The organism is Pseudomonas botevensis (assembly GCF_019145475.1).
GTDB classification, from domain to species: Bacteria; Pseudomonadota; Gammaproteobacteria; order Pseudomonadales; family Pseudomonadaceae; genus Aquipseudomonas; species Aquipseudomonas botevensis.
This window is the reverse complement of record NZ_JAHTKI010000003.1, coordinates 120,238-132,649: the sequence shown is the minus strand read 5'-3', so window position 1 is coordinate 132,649 and position 12,412 is coordinate 120,238. Positions and strand designations below refer to the sequence as shown.

The window sequence follows — 12,412 nt, the reverse complement described above, 5'->3', positions numbered from 1 at the left end:
GTTCCAGATTTTGCGTATGGGTGGATATATTTTAGAATTAGCCGACATTTCATTCGGATCTCTCCATGGCCGGCAGTCAAATCGAACGGGTTTTCAGCGTGCTGGAAAACCTCACCCATGATCCGCGCGGGATGCCGATGCAGGCCCTTGCCGAGCAACTGGACATCCCGAAAAGCGCGACCCATCGCTTGCTCGCCGAGCTGATTCGCTTGGGGTACGTGCGGCAGAATGCGGAAACCCTGCGTTATCACCTGTCGACCAAACTGGTCGCGATGGGCTTTCGTTATCTGTCGAGCAGCGGCGCCGACATCGTGCAGCCGGTGCTTGATCGACTGGCCCGGGAAACCGGCGAGCTGGTGCGCCTCGGCGTGATCGAGGGCGAGCGGCAGATCTGGATCGCCAAGGCCCAGGGTGCCCGCACCGGGCTGCGCTACGACCCCGACATGGGCCGCGATGCGCCGTTGTTCTATACCGCTTCGGGGCATGCATGGCTGGCCTGCATGAGCGATGCCGAGGCGTTGTCGCTGGTCGAGCGCCAGGGCGCGCCAATGCCGGCGGACATCGGGCCGAATGCCCCGCGCTCCAACATCGAATTGCTGGAGCGTCTGCGGCTGGCGCGGGAGCAGGGGTATGCCTGCGTCGAGGAAAGTTCGGCGGTGGGAACTTCGGCGATTGCGGCGGTGGTCAAACATCCCGCCGATGACCGGGTGATTGGCGTGCTGAGCATCGCCGGGCCGAGTGCGCGGATGCCGGGCGCACGGTTGCATGAGTTGGCGCCGCTGCTGTTGACGTTCACTGAAGAGTTGTCGGCGGCGAGCCTGGCTTCGGAGTTGTTCATATAGTCCGGGCCCGCTCCCCCAAGGGGAAACGGAAAGTTGTGCGCTGTTCGCCCACTTTTTAGTGTGGCAGGTGTCGGAATCTGGAACCTGGTTCTAAATTATCCGCAAGGTTTATGAAATCGATGCGGTACAAGGAAAAGCAATGACCGTCAGCACTCCGCTCTCCGGTGTCAATCAACCCTTCAAGGGGATCTTGCTGATTGTCGTGGCGACGTTCCTGTTCTCCAGCCATGACGCCTTGTCGAAGTACCTCTCCGGGTTCTATCCGATCGTCATGGTGGTGTGGGCGCGGTATGTGGTGCACACGTTGTTGATGGCGGGGATTTTTCTGCCGCAGTCGGGGCTGCGTGTCCTGCGTACCAAACGACCGTTATGGCAGTTGGCGCGGGCATTGTGCCTTCTGGGCACCAGCCTGTTTTTCACCACGGCGCTTTTGTACATCCCGCTGGCCGAAGCCACGGCGGTCAACTTTCTTGCGCCGGTGCTGGTGACGGCGCTGTCGGTGCCGCTGCTCAAGGAGCGGGTATCGCGGGGGCAATGGATTGCGGTGATCTGCGGATTCGTCGGCGTACTCATCATTGTCCACCCGGGGGGTGAACTGTTCACCCCGGCGATTCTGCTGCCGTTCTGCTCGGCGCTGTTTTTCTGCTTCTATCAATTGCTCACGCGCAAGCTCGCCGAGGTCGACAGTCCGACCACCAGCAACTTTTTTGCCGGGCTGTGCAACACGTTGGTGATGAGTGCGCTGGTGCCGTTCTTCTGGCAGGTGCCGACGCTGACTCACGCCGGGCTGATGCTGGCGTTGGGCAGTTGCGGGATGACCGCGCACCTGTTTCTGACCCAGGCTTTCCGCCATGCCGCACCGGCGTTGCTGGCGCCGTTCGGTTATTGCCAGATCGTGTTCGCGGGATTGTTGGGCTGGCTGCTGTTCAATCACACACCGACTTTGATGACCGTGATCGGAATCGCCGTGATCTGTTGCAGCGGTCTGGCGGCAGCCTGGCAGCAGCGCCGAAGCTGAAATGAAAACCGGCCTGAAGTCAGGCCGGTTTGAAGCAGGCGGGGTGAGTCAGGAAGGTGACTCGGTAAGGGTCGGAATCTTGCGCGGCGCCATGAAGTACATCCAGGTCAGCGCAATGAAGTACATCGCCGGAATCAGAGTGAACAACACCGTGTAGTTGTTGTGGGTGACGGTCAGGATATGGCCGACGATCTGGGTCATGAACATCCCGCCGATCGCCGCGCACATGCCGCCGAAACCGAACACGGTGCTCATCATGTGCTTGGGCGTGTAGTCCATCACCAGGCTCCAGATGTTGGCGGTCCAGGCCTGGTGCGCGCCGATGGCCAGGGAGATGGCCGCCACGGCGACCCACAGATTGCTGGAGCCGGCCGCCATGACCACGCCGATGATGCAGCAGGCGAACAGGAACATCGACAGCAGCCGTGCCTTGATCGGATTGACCCCGCGACCGATCAGGAACGAGGACAGAATCCCGCCGCCCACGCTGCCGAAGTCAGCAGTTACATAGATGATGATCAGCGGAATGCCCATCTGGGTCACGTTGATGCCCAGGTTGTATTGCTGGTTGAGAAACGGCGGCAGCCAGTACAGGTAGAACCAGAACACCGGCGCGGTCAACGAATATGCAAGGGCGAACGCCCAGGTGCCGCGCATGCGCAGGATCTTCGAGAACGGCACGCGGGCCTGCTCCGGTTCGACTTCTTTCTGGATGTATTCCAGCTCCGATTGTTTAACGCTCGGGTGATCTTCCGGATTGAAATACTTCAGGCCCCAGAACAGCAGCCAGATCCCGCCCAGTGCCGACATGCACAGGAACACGGCCTGCCAGCCCCACACATGCAGGATCAGCGGCAGCAGCATCGGAGTAAACATCGCGCCGACGTTGGTGCCGGCGTTGAAGATGCCGGTGGCCACCGCGCGTTCACCGGCCGGGAACCACAGGCGCGTGGTCTTGACGCAGGCCGGGTAGTTCGCCGCTTCCGTCAGGCCGAGGATGAAGCGACAGACCATGAAGCCCACCGCCGAAGTCGCCAGGCCATGGGCGCCGGTCGCCAGGCTCCAGAGCAGCACCGCACAGAAGAACACGCGCTTGACCCCGACCCTGTCGATCAACCGGCCTTGCAGCACGAAGCCGATGGCGTAGCCGACCTGAAACCAGAAGTTGATGTTGGCGTAGTCCATCGCCGTCCAGCTCATTTCCTTGGCGAGGATCGGCTGCATGACGCCGAGGGCGGCGCGGTCGATGTAGTTCAGCGTGGTGGCGAAAAACACCAGCGCCAGCATGCCCCAACGGGTCGTGCCGACAGCCATGGCGCTACGGATCTTGGCGCCGATGCCACCGGTGGCAGTGCTCACGGCCGGGGCCATGCGGGAAGTCTGTGAAGGAATCATGTGTTCCACCCGTTTTTGAATTTGTTATGTGGTGTTCTTTTTTGTCGAGCACTGCGACCGGTGGTTCATGTCCGGACTCAATGTGCGATGGATGTTGGGCAGCGGACGAAAAATCGTCAATTCGTCAAATCGGCATTGTGTTCGATAATCGCACGAAAAACTAACCGGGTAGTACACTTTAAATTGCCGCCTGCGACGATGCAGCCAATAATTTCCCTCACGATAAAAATGACCCCTACAGGTGCCGCCGAAGGCTGTTCCTGCACAGAGGCGGCGTAGCCCACGAAGCCGGAGTTCAAGCATGCAGCGATCCATTGCCACCGTTTCCTTGAGCGGCACCCTGCCGGAAAAACTCGAAGCCATTGCCGCCGCCGGGTTTGACGGGGTGGAGATCTTCGAGAACGACCTGCTGTATTACGACGGCAGTCCCCGGGAAATCAGGCAGATGTGCGCCGATCTCGGAATCGCCATCACCCTGTTCCAGCCATTCCGTGATTTCGAAGGCTGCCGCCGTGACCGGCTGGAGCGCAATCTGGAACGGGCCGAGCGCAAGTTCGACCTGATGCAGGAACTGGGCACCGATCTGGTGCTGGTGTGCAGCAATGCTTCGCCCGACAGCATCGGCGATCAACAGATTCTGGTCGATGACCTGCGCCTGCTGGCCGAACGGGCCGGCGCGCGCGGGCTGCGCATTGGCTACGAAGCCTTGGCCTGGGGCCGTCACGTCAACACGTATCAACAGGTCTGGGACATTGTGCGTCAGGCCGATCACCCGAGTCTGGGCGTGTTGCTCGACAGTTTCCACACCCTGTCGCTCAAGGGCGATCCGCGTGGGATTGCCGAGATTCCCGGTGACAAGATCTTCTTCGTGCAAATGGCCGATGCGCCGATCCTGGCCATGGATGTGCTGGAGTGGAGCCGGCATTTCCGCTGCTTCCCGGGGCAGGGCGAATTCGATCTGCCGGGCTTTCTCGCGCCAATCATCCAGAGCGGTTACACCGGGCCGCTGTCGCTGGAGATCTTCAACGACGGGTTCCGCGCCGCGCCGCCTCGGGCCAACGCCGCCGACGGTTTGCGTTCGCTGCTGTACCTGGAGGAGAAAACCCGCCAGCGTCTCGAGCAGCCAACCGCGCCCGTCGCCAACCGTGAAATCCTTTTTGAAACGCCCAAGGCCAGCGAATACAACGGCGTCGAGTTTCTGGAGTTCGCCGTCGACGAAGCCCTCGGTGCCAAGCTGTCGAACTGGCTGGAGCGTCTGGGTTTCGTCAAGGCCGGCCAGCATCGCTCGAAAAGCGTCAGCCTGCTGCGCCAGGGCGATATCAACCTGATCCTCAACTCCGAGCCTTATTCGTTCGGCCACAGCTTTTTCGAAGCTCACGGCCCGTCGCTGTGCGCCACCGCCGTGCGAGTCAAGGACAGCGCCAGCGCCCTGGCCCGCGCCGTTGCCTACAAGGGCCAGCCGTATCGTGGCCTGGTCGGCCCCAACGAACTGGAACTGGCGGCGGTCCGCGCACCGGACGGCAGCCTGATTTATCTGGTGGATGAAGCGGCGGATGTCTACGGCACCGACTTCAATCTGCAACCGGGCGCGGAGGCCCGTGGCGGGCTCAAGCGCATCGACCACATGGCCATGGCACTGCCGGCGGACAGCCTCGACAGTTGGGTGCTGTTCTATAAGAGCCTGCTGGATTTCGAGGCCGACGACGAAGTGGTGCTACCCGATCCTTACGGGCTGGTGAAAAGCCGCGCGTTGCGCAGCCGCGACAGTTCGATTCGTTTGCCGCTGAACATTTCCGAGAACCGCAACACCGCGATCTCACACGCGCTGTCGAGTTATCGCGGCTCGGGGGTGCATCACATCGCCTTCGATTGTAATGACATCTTCGCCGAAGTCAGTCGCGCGAAAGAGGCGGGTGTGCCGCTGCTGGATATTCCGCTCAACTATTACGATGACCTGGCGGCACGCTTCGATTTCGATGACGAATTCCTCAGCGAACTGGCGTACTACAACGTGCTCTATGACCGCGACGCCCAGGGCGGCGAACTGTTTCATGTGTACACCGAGCCGTTCGAGGGGCGTTTCTTCTTCGAGATCATCCAGCGCAAGAACGGTTACGCCGGCTATGGCGCGGCCAACGTCGCGGTGCGGCTGGCGGCGATGGCCAAATCCCGCAGTGGCGCGGTGCGCCAGGCGAAGTTGTAGGAATTTCGTAAACGCGGGATTAAACACGGGCTGCGCGGCTTCCTTCACTGTGTCGCGCAGCCCATAATCGCCAGCTTATGCAGTGATGGCCGTGAGCCCGCAATGACAATGACTTCAGAACTTTCCGCAGCCCCCGTCGAACCCGCCGCAGAGCCGCGCAAAAGTCGCAAGAACAACCCGGAAAAAACCCGTGAAAACATTCTGCAGGAGGCGATCGTCGAATTCGTCCAGCAGGGTTTGTCCGGCGCCCGCGTCGACGCGATCGCCGAGCGCATCCACACCTCCAAACGCATGATCTACTACTACTTCGGCAGCAAGGAGCAGTTGTACGTCGAGGTGCTGGAGAAGCTCTACGGCGATATCCGCAGTACCGAAAGCCGTCTGCATCTGGCCGAGTTGCCACCGGTGGACGCGATCCGGCGGCTGGTGGAGTTCACCTTCGATCACCACGACCGCAATGTCGATTTCGTGCGCATCGTCTGCATTGAAAACATCCACAACGCCGAGTTCGTGAAGCGCTCCGACGCGATCAAGGCGATGAACAACACCATCCTCGACTCCCTTGGCGAGATCCTGCGTCGCGGTGCCGATGAGGGGCTGTTCCGTAAAGGCCTCGATGCCCTGGATGTGCATCTGCTGATCAGTTCGTTCTGCTTCTATCGCGTCTCGAACCGTCATACCTTCGGTGAGATTTTTCAGATTGATCTGCCGGACGAAAGCGTCAAGCAGCGTCATCGCGAGATGATTTGCGAGTCGGTTCTGCGCTATCTGCAAGCCTGAAAAAGTGCCTGCCCCTGTCGGAGCAGGCGCGATATTTAGTCGTTCATGCCTTGGAAGTGCGCGAGCATCCGCTGCGCATCCGCCGCCACACCGCTGAACAACTCGAACGCCTTCACCGCTTGAAACACCGCCATGTTGCCGCCGTCCAGGGTTCGGCAACCCAGCGCCCGGGCATTGCGCAGCAGTTCGGTTTCCAGCGGGAAGTACACGATTTCCGCCACCCATAACGCTGAGCGCAACAACTCCACCGGCACCGGCATGCCCGGCAACTTCGCCATGCCCATCGGCGTGGTGTTCACCAGACCGTCAGCCTTGTTCATTGCCTGCGGCAAATCATGCCCGGCCACGGCCCGACCGCTACCGAAATGCTGGTTGAGGTTGTCCGCCAGACTTTGCGCGCGGCTGACATCCACGTCGAAAATGCTCAGTTGCTGTACGTCTTCGCTGAGCAGCGCGTGGGCCACTGCTGCGCCCGCGCCGCCAGCGCCCATCTGGACTACACGCTCGCGGGCGGCATCCTTCAGGTTGCGGCGAAAACCCTCGGCAAATCCCAGACAATCGGTGTTGTGACCGACGCGCTTGCCATCCTTCAACACCACCGTATTCACCGCGCCGATGCCCGAGGCTTCCGGCGACAGTTCGTCCAGCAGCGGGATGATCGCCTGCTTGCACGGGAACGTGATGTTCAACCCGGTGAAGTTCATGCGTTGGGCGGCGAGCAGCAGGTCGGGCAGGGCACTGACGTCCAGTTGCAGTTGATCAAGGTCGATCAAGCGATACAGATAGCGCAGGCCTTGGGCGTCGCCTTCATGTTCGTGTAGCGCCGGGGTGCGGGAAGCCTGGATGCCGGCGCCGATCAGGCCGGCCAGAATCGCGGTGTCGCGGCTCATGCGGTTTTCCCCAGCAGGCGTTGGCTGAAATGTTCCAGGGCCAGGCGATAGCCGTGGCTGCCGAAGCCGCACATCACGGCGGTGGCGATGGCCGAGACGAACGAGTGATGGCGGAACGGTTCGCGGGCGTGGACATTGGACAGATGCACTTCGATCACCGGCAGTTCGCTGGCGATCAGTGCATCGCGGATGGCGACCGAGGTGTGCGTCCAGGCGGCCGGATTGATCACGATCCCGGCGCAACGGTTGCGGGCGCCGTGAATCCAGTCGAGCAATTCGCCTTCGTGGTTGGTCTGGCGAAACTCCACGGCGAGCCCGAATTCATCGGCGGCGCGCCCGCACAGGGCGGAAATGTCGGCCAGGGTTTCGTGACCATAGGTGGCCGGTTCACGGGTGCCGAGCAGGTTCAGGTTCGGGCCGTTGAGCACCAGAACGATAGGGGGCATGGGACAGACTCCACTTATTGTTTTTGGCATTGGCCGAGGGTTTCGGCCTGTGGAGATAAAATGTACCAGCCGGTTACTTTAAGCAATTGATCGGTGGCAGACGAGAAGGGTTCTGTTCGGTAATCGCACAATCAGCGCGGCAACTGCTCCACCAGAAAATCAATGAACGCGCGAACCCGCAACGGCATATGGCGGTTCTGCGGATACAGCAGGGTGAACGGCCGCGACCGCCCGCTATAGGGTTTGAGCACTTCTACCAGCGAACCCTCGGCCAGTTCTTTTTCGACGATGAAGCGATAGGTCTGGAACAGCCCGGCACCATGTCTGGCCAGGGTGACGCCGCCGAGCACGTCATCGGAGCAGCAGAAATTGCCCTCGGCGAGAATCTCCCGGGGGATGTCCTGATCGAAAAACAGCCAGGTAATCCGCCGCCCGCTGCTGGGCAATTCGAACTGGATGCACTCGTGTTGTGCAAGGTCGTCGAGGGTCTGGGGCGTTCCGGCACGTTTCAGGTACTCGGGGCTGGCGACCATCACCAGCGCCGCATCCTCCAGGTGCCGGGCAATCAGCGCCGAATCGGGAATCGCCCGCACGCGGATCGCCATGTCATAGCCCTCGCCGACGAAGTCGATGTTGCGATTGCTGATGTGCATCTCGACCTTTACCTGCGGGAAGCGCATGCGAAACGCCGGGAGCAGTGGCAGGATCCGGTGATGGGCGTAGGTCGTGGGAATACTGATGCGCAGGGTGCCGGACGGTTCCTGCTGGCGGCCCATGACCTCCCGCTGAGCCTCGACCAGTTGCGCCAGCGCCTGACGACATTCCTCGTAATAGCGCCGGCCACTGTCGGTCAGCTTGACGCTGCGCGTCGTGCGCGCGAACAGCCGCACCCCCAGGCGTTCTTCCATCCGCGACACCGAGCGACTCACCGCAGCCGGCGTCACCGCCGCCGCGAGCGCCGCCCCGGTAAAACTCCCGGCCTCGGCGGCCAGACAAAACAGCTCGATGCTGCCCAACTGAAGATCGTCGAAATGTCGCTGCATGATTGATTACACCGGGGATCAAATGGACGGCAATGCCTCGAATATAGGGCGTATCAATGGTTGATTCAAAACCTGAGGCGCACAAAAAAGCCGTCAATCACGACGGCTTTCTTGTCTCAGGCACCGGCGATCAACGCCGGGTCAGCAGCACACCCGATTCCATGTGGTGAGTCCACGGGAACTGGTCGAACAGCGCACAGCGGGTGATGCGGTGGGTGTCGTGCAGTTGGGCGATGTTGGCCGCGAGGGTTTCCGGGTTGCAGGAGATGTACAGGATGTTGTCGAAGCGTCGGGTCAGTTCGCAGGTGTCCGGGTCCATGCCGGCCCGTGGCGGGTCGACGAACACGCTGCCGAACTCGTAGCTTTTCAGGTCGATGCCGTGCAGGCGGCGGAACGGCCGCACTTCGTTCAGCGCTTCGGTCAGTTCTTCAGCGGACAGACGCACCAGGGTGACGTTATCCACAGCATTTTCGCTGAGGTTGCTCAGCGCAGCGTTGACCGAGGTCTTGCTGATTTCGGTGGCCAGCACTTTGCGCACACGGGTTGCCAGCGGCAGCGTGAAGTTGCCGTTGCCGCAGTACAGCTCCAGCAGATCGTCGCTGCGATCGCCGAGTGCTTCGTAAGCCCAGTTGAGCATTTTCTGGTTCACGGTGCCGTTGGGCTGGGTGAACGCACCTTCCGGCTGGCGGTAGCTGAAGGTGCGACCGCCGACGTCGAGTTTCTCCACCACGTAATCGTGGCCGATCACTTCGCGTTTGCCCTTGGAACGACCGATCACGCTGACGTCGAGATCCTTCGCCAGTTGCGTCGCGGCCGCGTGCCAGTGCTCGTCCAGTGGCCGGTGATAGCACAGGGTAATCATCGCATCGCCCGCCAGGGTGGTCAGAAACTCCACCTGGAACAGCTTGTGGCTCAGCGCCGCGCTGGCTTGCCATGCTGCCTTCAATTGCGGCATCAGTTGATTGATGCGCAGGCTGGCGATCGGGAATTCTTCGATCAGGATCGGCGTGCGTTTGTCGTCCTGGGAGAACATCGCGTAGTGTCGCTCGCCGCCTTCGCGCCACAGGCGGAATTCGGCGCGCAGGCGGAAGTTCTGCAGCGGCGAGTCGAACACCGCAGGTTCCGGTGCATCGAACGGGGCCAGCAGGTCACGCAGGCGCGTGACCTTGTCTTCGAGTTGCGTGGCGTAGGCCTGGGAATCGAAAGTCATGCGTTGAACCAACCCAGCTTGATCACGAACAGAATCGACAGAATCACCAGCGCCGGGTTCAGCTCACGGGCGCGGCCGGACAGCAGTTTGATCGCGGTCCAGGCGATGAAGCCGAAGGCGATGCCGTTGGCGATGGAATAGGTGAAGGGCATTGCCAGCGCGGTGACTACGACCGGCGCGGCAACGGTGATGTCTTCCCAGTCTATTTCCGCCAGGCCCGAAGTCATCAGCACGGCGACGAACAGCAGCGCCGGTGCGGTGGCGAAGGCCGGTACGCTGGCGGCCAGCGGCGAGAAGAACAACGCCAGCAGGAACAGGATCGCGACCACGATCGCGGTCAGGCCGGTGCGGCCTCCGGCGCTCACGCCGGCAGCGGATTCGATGTAGCTGGTGGTGGTCGAGGTGCCCAGCAGGGAACCGGCCATCGCGGCGGTGCTGTCAGCGATCAGCGCACGACCCATTTTCGGCATGTGGCCGTCCTTGCCCATCAGGCCGGCGCGCTTGGCGACGCCGATCAGGGTGCCGGAGTTGTCGAACAGGTCGACGAACAGGAAAGCGAAGATCACGCTGACCAGACCGATGTCCAGGGCGCCCTTGATGTCCAGTTGCAGGAAGGTCGGGGCCAGCGATGGTGGCATCGATATCACGCCGCCGAACGCGGTAACGTTCATCAGGATCGAGACGACGGTCACCGCCAGAATCCCGATCAGTACGGCACCGCGCACTTTCAGGGCTTCCAGAGCGACGATCAGGGCGAAGCCTAGGGTGGCGAGAATCGGCTCCGGTTTCTTCAGCTCACCAAGGCCGACCATGGTATTGGGGTTGCCAACCACGATGCCGGCGTTGTGCAGGGCGATCAGCGCCAGGAACAGGCCGATACCGGCGGCAATCGCCGAGCGCAGTGGCAGCGGGATGCTGTTGATGATCCATTCACGGATGCGGAAGATCGACAGCAGGAAGAAGCACACCGCCGAAATGAACACCGCGCCCAGCGCCACTTGCCAGGTGTGGCCCATGTGCAGCACGACGGTGTAGGTGAAGAACGCGTTCAGGCCCATGCCCGGAGCGAGGGCGATCGGGTAGTTGGCGATCAGGCCCATGACCGTGGAGCCGATGGCGGCTGCCAGGCAGGTGGCGACGAACACTGCGCCCTTGTCCATGCCGGTCTCGCCGAGAATGCTCGGATTGACGAACAGAATGTAGGCCATGGCCAGGAACGTCGTGACGCCCGCCAGAATCTCGGTCCGCACGTTGGTGTTGTGTGCCTTGAGTTGAAACAGCCTTTCCAGCATCTCTGCTCCCCGTGGCGCGCATGGCGCCGTGAATGTATCGACCTCAACAGCAAAGCACAGACCGTACCAGGCGCCTGGAAATTTGTGGTGGGTCGGAAAAAGCCGCGCATCATACCAGCAGCGTGAAGAATATGGCGGTTGTTGGCGGCGATCGTCGGCGAAGTTTTGCGCCGGGGACAAGTGCGCCATACTGCGCGCTGTTTTTTTCGGGGATGGATCGCATGAACAAGCGTTGGATGACGACCGGCGGGTTGATGGCCTGGCTGTTGAGTGGAGTGCCGGCGGCGTTCGCGGCGTCGGCGCCACCGCTGAGCGAGGTGAAAGTCATCAAGGTGCAGTCGGCGTCCTGCGGGCTGGAAGACATCACCGATGGCCAGACGCAGACCCGTTGCGATCACGGCGGTCCGGGGATCAAGGTCTACGTGCTGGAAATCGGCTACGGCCAGAGCCAGCCTCAGGCAACGCTGGATGGCTTTGAGGTGAACGGCACGCGCAGTCCGGTCTGCGCCTTCGATACGGGCAATCTGACCGAGTGCTCGCCTGGCCGCAAAACCGTCGGTTCTCTCTATACCTTCGACCTGGCGGGCAAGCAGGAGGGCACCTTCAGCTTCAGCAACACCTCGATCAACGCGCCGCGCAACACCCTGTCGACCCAGCTTTACATCAAGTGACAGCCGCTGCCGAACGGGACGGGGCAAAGCTGGCTACGCTTTAAAGATCACCCAGCGGATAGTGCTTATGACCTTTAGAGCCCTGATTACCCTCGCCGAGGGCATCGATGATCTGCAAAGCGTGACCCTGATCGACGTGTTGCGCCGCGCGGGCATCGAGGTGGTGGCCGCCAGCATCGAAGGCCGGCGCATGCTGACCTGCGCTCGCGGTACTCGGCTGACGGCGGACGGCATGTTGATCGACGTGCTGGCGCAAGCCTTCGATCTGATCGTCCTGCCCGGCGGCACCGTCGGTGCACAGCACCTGGCGGCCCATCAACCCCTGCAACAACTGCTCAAGGACCAGGCCCGTGCCGGACGCCTGTTCGCCGCCATCGCCGAATCCCCGGCCGTGGCACTGCAAGCCAGCGGCGTATTGCGCCAGCGCCGGATGACTTGCCTGCCGAGCGCAAGCCATCAATTGTCGGGTTGCACCTTCATCGATCAACCGGTGGTGGTCGACGGCAACTGCATCACCGCCCAAGGCTCCGGCGCAGCACTGGAGTTTGCCCTGACGCTGGTCGAACAACTGGCCGGCAAAGCCGTCAGGGCGAAAGTGGCGGGGGAGTTGTTGATCTGAACG

General features: G+C 61.6%; 12 protein-coding genes. 6 read left to right on the top strand and 6 right to left on the bottom strand.

Going from position 1 to position 12,412, the window contains the following annotated elements; all coding sequences use genetic code 11:
- The first annotated feature begins 65 nt into the window (after positions 1–65).
- Together KVQ74_RS06150 and KVQ74_RS06145 are read left to right on the top strand one after the other, a co-directional pair.
- The gene (locus KVQ74_RS06150; RefSeq protein WP_217830106.1) at positions 66–842 is read left to right on the top strand and encodes an IclR family transcriptional regulator; all 777 of its coding nucleotides are present in this window, start codon (positions 66–68) and stop codon (positions 840–842) included.
- Positions 843–981: 139 nt separating this feature from the next.
- A complete protein-coding gene (locus tag KVQ74_RS06145; protein WP_217830105.1) occupies positions 982–1,860 on the top strand; it encodes a DMT family transporter in 879 nt (292 codons plus the stop codon).
- A 48-nt stretch (positions 1,861–1,908) separates the two neighbouring features.
- Here KVQ74_RS06145 and KVQ74_RS06140 read toward each other — a convergent pair whose 3' ends face one another.
- On the bottom strand, positions 1,909–3,255 hold the full coding sequence (locus KVQ74_RS06140; protein ID WP_217830104.1) for an MFS transporter: 1,347 nt from the start codon (positions 3,253–3,255) through the stop codon (positions 1,909–1,911).
- 301 nt (positions 3,256–3,556) lie between these two features.
- On the opposite strand from KVQ74_RS06140, the gene quiC reads away from it, so the two are divergent.
- Positions 3,557–5,458, top strand: a complete 1,902-nt coding sequence (gene quiC / locus KVQ74_RS06135; RefSeq protein WP_217830103.1) for a 3-dehydroshikimate dehydratase QuiC — start codon at positions 3,557–3,559, stop codon at positions 5,456–5,458.
- Between the two features lie 102 nt (positions 5,459–5,560).
- Positions 5,561–6,238: a TetR family transcriptional regulator gene (locus tag KVQ74_RS06130; protein ID WP_217830102.1), complete on the top strand. Its 678-nt coding sequence runs from the start codon at positions 5,561–5,563 to the stop codon at positions 6,236–6,238.
- 35 nt (positions 6,239–6,273) lie between these two features.
- On the opposite strand, the gene KVQ74_RS06125 is transcribed toward KVQ74_RS06130, so the two are convergent.
- The 5 genes from KVQ74_RS06125 to KVQ74_RS06105 form a co-directional block, all read right to left on the bottom strand.
- Positions 6,274–7,128: a shikimate dehydrogenase gene (locus KVQ74_RS06125; RefSeq protein ID WP_217830101.1), complete on the bottom strand. Its 855-nt coding sequence runs from the start codon at positions 7,126–7,128 to the stop codon at positions 6,274–6,276.
- Entirely contained in the window at positions 7,125–7,574 is a 450-nt protein-coding gene (aroQ, locus tag KVQ74_RS06120) for a type II 3-dehydroquinate dehydratase (protein ID WP_217830100.1), read from the bottom strand. Before aroQ ends, KVQ74_RS06125 begins: the two co-directional genes overlap by 4 nt.
- Positions 7,575–7,705: 131 nt before the next feature.
- Positions 7,706–8,617, bottom strand: coding sequence for a LysR family transcriptional regulator (locus tag KVQ74_RS06115; RefSeq protein ID WP_217830099.1), 912 nt, complete (start codon positions 8,615–8,617; stop codon positions 7,706–7,708).
- A 130-nt stretch (positions 8,618–8,747) separates the two neighbouring features.
- On the bottom strand, positions 8,748–9,827 hold the full coding sequence (gene trmA, locus KVQ74_RS06110) for a tRNA (uridine(54)-C5)-methyltransferase TrmA (protein ID WP_217830098.1): 1,080 nt from the start codon (positions 9,825–9,827) through the stop codon (positions 8,748–8,750).
- Positions 9,824–11,119, bottom strand: a complete 1,296-nt coding sequence (locus KVQ74_RS06105) for an NCS2 family permease (RefSeq protein WP_217830097.1) — start codon at positions 11,117–11,119, stop codon at positions 9,824–9,826. Before KVQ74_RS06105 ends, trmA begins: the two co-directional genes overlap by 4 nt.
- Positions 11,120–11,340: 221 nt before the next feature.
- Here KVQ74_RS06105 and KVQ74_RS06100 point away from each other — a divergent pair, with 221 nt between their 5' ends.
- Both KVQ74_RS06100 and KVQ74_RS06095 read left to right on the top strand, forming a co-directional pair.
- A complete protein-coding gene (locus KVQ74_RS06100) occupies positions 11,341–11,790 on the top strand; it encodes a DUF4879 domain-containing protein (RefSeq protein WP_217830096.1) in 450 nt (149 codons plus the stop codon).
- Between the two features lie 67 nt (positions 11,791–11,857).
- Positions 11,858–12,409, top strand: coding sequence for a DJ-1 family glyoxalase III (locus KVQ74_RS06095; protein WP_217830095.1), 552 nt, complete (start codon positions 11,858–11,860; stop codon positions 12,407–12,409).
- Positions 12,410–12,412 lie beyond the last annotated feature (3 nt).

Excerpts from the sequence above, each read along its gene's own strand:
- KVQ74_RS06150 (WP_217830106.1), top strand. The coding sequence starts at position 66 with ATGGCCGGCAGTCAAATCGAACGGGTTTTCAGCGTGCTGGAAAACCTC.
- KVQ74_RS06145 (WP_217830105.1), top strand. The coding sequence starts at position 982 with ATGACCGTCAGCACTCCGCTCTCCGGTGTCAATCAACCCTTCAAGGGG.
- KVQ74_RS06140 (WP_217830104.1), bottom strand. The coding sequence starts at position 3,255 with ATGATTCCTTCACAGACTTCCCGCATGGCCCCGGCCGTGAGCACTGCC.
- quiC (WP_217830103.1), top strand. The coding sequence starts at position 3,557 with ATGCAGCGATCCATTGCCACCGTTTCCTTGAGCGGCACCCTGCCGGAA.
- KVQ74_RS06130 (WP_217830102.1), top strand. The coding sequence starts at position 5,561 with ATGACAATGACTTCAGAACTTTCCGCAGCCCCCGTCGAACCCGCCGCA.
- KVQ74_RS06125 (WP_217830101.1), bottom strand. The coding sequence starts at position 7,128 with ATGAGCCGCGACACCGCGATTCTGGCCGGCCTGATCGGCGCCGGCATC.
- aroQ (WP_217830100.1), bottom strand. The coding sequence starts at position 7,574 with ATGCCCCCTATCGTTCTGGTGCTCAACGGCCCGAACCTGAACCTGCTC.
- KVQ74_RS06115 (WP_217830099.1), bottom strand. The coding sequence starts at position 8,617 with ATGCAGCGACATTTCGACGATCTTCAGTTGGGCAGCATCGAGCTGTTT.
- trmA (WP_217830098.1), bottom strand. The coding sequence starts at position 9,827 with ATGACTTTCGATTCCCAGGCCTACGCCACGCAACTCGAAGACAAGGTC.
- KVQ74_RS06105 (WP_217830097.1), bottom strand. The coding sequence starts at position 11,119 with ATGCTGGAAAGGCTGTTTCAACTCAAGGCACACAACACCAACGTGCGG.
- KVQ74_RS06100 (WP_217830096.1), top strand. The coding sequence starts at position 11,341 with ATGAACAAGCGTTGGATGACGACCGGCGGGTTGATGGCCTGGCTGTTG.
- KVQ74_RS06095 (WP_217830095.1), top strand. The coding sequence starts at position 11,858 with ATGACCTTTAGAGCCCTGATTACCCTCGCCGAGGGCATCGATGATCTG.